The sequence below is a fragment of the Pseudomonas sp. genome (assembly GCF_035277045.1).
In the GTDB taxonomy this organism is placed as follows: Bacteria; Pseudomonadota; Gammaproteobacteria; order Pseudomonadales; family Pseudomonadaceae; genus Aquipseudomonas.
Genome location: NZ_DATELE010000043.1, coordinates 1 through 3,248, shown reverse-complemented (window position 1 = coordinate 3,248; position 3,248 = coordinate 1). Strand labels below are relative to the sequence as shown.

At 62.6% G+C, this 3,248-nt stretch carries 6 protein-coding genes; 4 read left to right on the top strand and 2 right to left on the bottom strand.

Annotated features, from left to right (window positions below):
• The 4 genes from VJS90_RS02230 to VJS90_RS02215 form a co-directional block, all read left to right on the top strand.
• On the top strand, window positions 1–620 hold a 620-nt coding region (locus VJS90_RS02230; protein WP_324118663.1), incomplete at its 5' end, for a PLP-dependent aminotransferase family protein.
• Window positions 621–680: 60 nt separating this feature from the next.
• Window positions 681–1,157: a hypothetical protein gene (locus tag VJS90_RS02225; protein WP_324118661.1), complete on the top strand. Its 477-nt coding sequence runs from the start codon at window positions 681–683 to the stop codon at window positions 1,155–1,157.
• 115 nt (window positions 1,158–1,272) lie between these two features.
• Window positions 1,273–1,527: a YkgJ family cysteine cluster protein gene (locus tag VJS90_RS02220; protein ID WP_324118658.1), complete on the top strand. Its 255-nt coding sequence runs from the start codon at window positions 1,273–1,275 to the stop codon at window positions 1,525–1,527.
• Between the two features lie 30 nt (window positions 1,528–1,557).
• Window positions 1,558–2,166 (top strand): START domain-containing protein, encoded by a 609-nt coding sequence (locus tag VJS90_RS02215; RefSeq protein ID WP_324118656.1) that lies wholly within the window; start codon window positions 1,558–1,560, stop codon window positions 2,164–2,166.
• Between the two features lie 47 nt (window positions 2,167–2,213).
• Here the strand turns inward: VJS90_RS02215 and VJS90_RS02210 are convergent, their stop codons facing one another.
• Both VJS90_RS02210 and VJS90_RS02205 read right to left on the bottom strand, forming a co-directional pair.
• On the bottom strand, window positions 2,214–2,864 hold the full coding sequence (locus VJS90_RS02210; RefSeq protein ID WP_324118654.1) for a hypothetical protein: 651 nt from the start codon (window positions 2,862–2,864) through the stop codon (window positions 2,214–2,216).
• A 28-nt stretch (window positions 2,865–2,892) separates the two neighbouring features.
• The coding region (locus VJS90_RS02205; protein ID WP_324118652.1) for a hypothetical protein at window positions 2,893–3,248 on the bottom strand (356 nt) is incomplete at its 5' end.

The window sequence follows — 3,248 nt, the reverse complement described above, 5'->3', positions numbered from 1 at the left end:
ACTTCGATATCCAGATCGTCGAAGACGATATCTACGGCGAGCTGATGTTCGAGCAGGGGCGCAGCAAGGCGCTCAAGGCGTTCGACCGGCTGGACCGGGTGATCTACTGCTCCAGCTTCTCCAAGACCCTGTCGCCGGGCGTGAGGATCGGCTGGATGGTCGCTGGGCGTTACCATGACGAGATCCAGCGCCTGCAGACGTTCACGACCCACTCGGCCTGCAGCGTGACGCAGATGGGTGTGGCGTCGTACCTCGAAAACGGCGGCTACGACCGGCACCTGAGGTATATCCGGCAGGAGTACCGCAAGAACCTCAGCGCCTACCAGCTCGCCGTGCAGCAGCATTTTCCGCAGGGCACGCAGATGACCCGGCCAACCGGCGGTTTCATCCTCTGGGTGAGCCTGCCGGGGCGGGTCAACACGCAGGAACTGCACGTGCGCGCGCTGCAGCAAGGCATCAGCATCGCCCCGGGACTGATCTTCAGCAATACCGAGCAATTCAACCATTGCATCCGCCTTAACTGCGGCATTCCATGGAACAAGGAGGCAGAGCGCGCCGTGATGACCCTCGGCCTGCTGGCCAGCCAGTTGTGCCAGGAGACGGCCGGCGCTTCGCTCTAGACTTGCCACGGGCGTCAGGAACGGCGAGCATAGGGTTTTGGCAGATGGCCATGGTTGCCCATGAAGTGCTTGCGTTCTCTCGTATTGCTCGTGTGCATGGCGCCGTTCTGGTGCGCGGCAGGCCCGGCGCATGCTTCCCAGTCCTCGTCCGCGGACAAGCCTGCCGCCAGGCATGAAAAGTCCGGCAGCGCCGCCTCCGCGCCGCGCAAACAGGCCTCGGCACCACGCAAGGCACCGGCCAAGGTCTCCAGGAGCAAGCGCAAGGCGTCCGCCACCCCGGCCAGCAAACCCTTGCCCAAGGCGAAGCTGGACTTGAGCCTGCCCGCCAGCATGGTCAACAAGCTCGAGCCCGAGGTCGACACGGCCCCGCTGGCGCGCAAGCCGGTGCTGCCCGCCATGTTCACCGAAAAACCGGCCCCCGATACGCCTTTCCAGCTCAACGGTCGCCTGATCAGCAATGAGATGGACCTGCAACTGCGCAACGACAGCCGCCGCGATGTCGAAGGTGCGGCCATCGATTTCGAGTTTCGGCAGTAGCCGACCACTGACCGCCAGGTCACTGCGGATTTCATCCTGCCAGCAATTTCAAACACTTGTTTGTCCGGTTACTATCCAGACACTCTCATTCGTTCTGCTCGAGGAACCTGTTGCCATGAAATGTCGTGAGGGCTGTGGCGCCTGCTGCATCGCCCCTTCCATCAGCTCGCCGATTCCGGGGATGCCTGCGGGCAAGCCGGCGGGGGAGCGTTGCCTGCACCTGTCGGTGGCCAATCTTTGTGGGTTGTTTGGCAAGCCCGAGCGTCCGGCGGTGTGTGGCGGGTTCAAGGCGGATGTGGAGGTATGCGGCAGCGACAGTGACGATGCCATCAGGCTTCTGGGTTGGCTTGAGCAGGTGACAGCGGCATGAGGGTCCCGATCTTCGACAACAAGGAACAAGATGATGAGATCGTTCAGGTGTGTAGCGCTGCTGTGTGGGGTGGGGGCGGTGCTGGCCTCGGCCGCGCAGGCTGAAAGCTGGCAGGTGGCAAAGGATGAGCAGGGCATCAAGGTCTCGCTGAGCGAGGTGTCGGGCTCGACTTACAAGGCCTACCGTGGCGTGGCGCTGATCAAGGCGCCGTTGGCCAGGATCAAGGCACTGCAGGAGGATGTGGCGGGCGCCTGTGCCTGGATCCACGAGTGCAAGTCGCAGAGACTGCTCAAGCACGAAGGCGACCAGAGCTGGACCTATACGCAGTTCAACACGCCTTGGCCGGTGACGCCGCGTGACTCGGTCCTGCATGTGACCACGGTGCAGGAAGCGGATGGCAGCCTGGTGCGCAAACTCGAGGGACAGCCGGCGTACCTGCCGGACACGAAGGGCTTTGTGCGCGTTTCCCAGGTTGAGGGCTTCTGGAGGCTGGTGCCCAAGGGCGACAGCACCGAGGTGACCTATCAGGTGCATACGGAGCCGGGCGGCAGCGTGCCGTCCTGGGTGGCCAACAAATTTGTCGTTGATGCGCCGTTCAATACGCTCAGGGCCTTGAAGGAGCGGGCTGAGAAGCCCTGAGCGAGCATCATTGAAAAACCTGGCCGGTATTCCGGCCAGGCTGGGGCTCATGACTGGGTTGTCAGCGGGATCCTCTCGATTTCCCGGCTGCGCCTGCTCCCCAGGCTCGTGATCACCTTGCTACGCTCTGCGGCGTAATCGGAGGCAAGCGTCAGGGTTGTGCACGTTCGGGTGACCGTCAGTGCTCTGTGCCCGTTGTCCTGGTGCGTGTGCGACAGCCAGTGTTCATCCAGAGGTGCGGCGGTCTCGAACGCGATGCTGGCGAGGTGTATCAGCCAGGCGTTGCGGGCAAGGCCAAAGCTGAGCTTCAGTTGTGTCGACTCGGCATGACGTCGGATGCAGTAGGCCTCCAGTGCCTTCACGTGGGTCGTTCCCAGGTCGGCGAGCAGCGTGGCTGGGGTTGGTCCAGGTAATGCACCCAGCGTGTGCGCAAGCAGCGAGGCCAGGGTGAAGGGTTGCTCTTGCGGCTCCTCCTGGCCCGTTGAGGCGGTCACGGTCCAGTGCAGCAGGTCCATGGTGTGCGCCCAGTTCCGCCGCCATTGGCTGGAAGCCTGGTAGGGGTCATGCTGCTTGTTGGCGACCAGTTGCGCGAGCAGCAGGCTGTCAAGAATGTCCTGCCTCTCCGGCTCGCTCAAGCTTGCGGGAAACACCATGAGTGTTCCTGCGCTGCGATACAGCTGCCATGTCGAATCATCCATGCGTGATCCTCCGCGGTGATCCGCTAGGTCAGTCCAGTTGCAGGTTGGTGAAAAAGGCGTTGGAGTTGGCGCCCAGCTTCGCCTTGATGGCCTGTTCAACATTCAGGTAATGCGAGAAGTTGAGCGTTCTCTCGTTGGCGACATGGTTCAAGCTGACCTCCTTCATCGACCAGCTCCAGAACCAGAAGCCGCCGCTCGAGGCGCTATGCTCGAAACGCATCGCATGGTCGTACATGACGATGTCGTCCTCGCGCTGCAGGCAGGGCATGATGTCGAACGCGCCGGATGTGCCGCTGGTGGAGGCGGCCTGCAGTTTCTGGGTCAGCTCGGTATCCTCCTTCAGGGACGAAATGGCGAGGTTGGCCAGTTCGGCGATCGTGGCGG

Coding starts and splice junctions, on each gene's coding strand:
- VJS90_RS02225 (WP_324118661.1), top strand. CDS start 681: ATGAAGTGCTTGCGTTCTCTCGTATTGCTCGTGTGCATGGCGCCGTTC.
- VJS90_RS02220 (WP_324118658.1), top strand. CDS start 1,273: ATGAAATGTCGTGAGGGCTGTGGCGCCTGCTGCATCGCCCCTTCCATC.
- VJS90_RS02215 (WP_324118656.1), top strand. CDS start 1,558: ATGATGAGATCGTTCAGGTGTGTAGCGCTGCTGTGTGGGGTGGGGGCG.
- VJS90_RS02210 (WP_324118654.1), bottom strand. CDS start 2,864: ATGGATGATTCGACATGGCAGCTGTATCGCAGCGCAGGAACACTCATG.